We start from the raw sequence: 795 nt of genomic DNA on the forward strand, positions 1-795 counted from the left end.
GAATGCCCTTGACGGTCTGTCAGGCGGCGTTGCCGCTGCGGGGATTGCGCAACGGCTCGAAAATAACCTCAGCGGCAGCCGCGTCGAAGGCGAGCGCGTCGCGCATCGGCAGTGCGGGCGAAAACAGATAGCCTTGCGCGATCATGCAGCCCAGCGAGCGCAGGATCATGCGGTCGGCATCGGTCTCGACGCCCTCGGCCATCACCTCGATCCCCAGCGTGCGGCCAAGGCCGATCACCGCCTCGACCACGGCCTGGTCCTCCACGGATTTCGCCAGGTCGCGCACGAAATCCTTGTCGATCTTGATCTTGCGGATGCGGCTGTCCTTCAGCGACACCAGGGTCGAGAAACCGGTGCCGAAATCGTCGAGAACGATCGATATGCCGGCATCCGCCAGCCGCCCGACCTTTTGGCCGACCCGGTCGCGGTCGACCGGCGCCTCCTCGGTGATCTCGATCTCGAGCATCGCGGCGGGCACATTCCTCGCCTTCAGCCCCTCGAGGATCATGTCATCGACATTGCCGGCCTCGAGCTCGCGCGGTGAAAGATTCATCGCCACCCGCACATCCGGGCGGCCCTGCCGCACCAGCTCTGCGATCATGGCGCAGCAATTGAGGAACACCGTTTCGGTCAGCAGCGAAAGCAGGCCGGTCTCGCGCGCGGCGGTGACGATCTCGGGCGGCGAGATGGCGCCATGGACCTCGTGCTGCCAGCGCAGCAGCGCCTCGAAGCCGACGACCGCGCTGGTGTCGAGCCGCACCAGCGGCTGGAACCAGCAGCAGAGCGCGCCCGACT

At 66.4% G+C, this 795-nt stretch carries 1 protein-coding gene; it reads right to left on the reverse strand.

The genetic code is table 11. The features are described from left to right. Positions 1–19: 19 nt before the first annotated feature. The coding region (locus tag EOA27_RS38605; protein ID WP_145970910.1) for an EAL domain-containing protein at positions 20–795 on the reverse strand (776 nt) is incomplete at its 5' end.

The organism is Mesorhizobium sp. M2A.F.Ca.ET.037.01.1.1, assembly GCF_003998075.1.
In the GTDB taxonomy this organism is placed as follows: Bacteria; Pseudomonadota; Alphaproteobacteria; order Rhizobiales; family Rhizobiaceae; genus Mesorhizobium.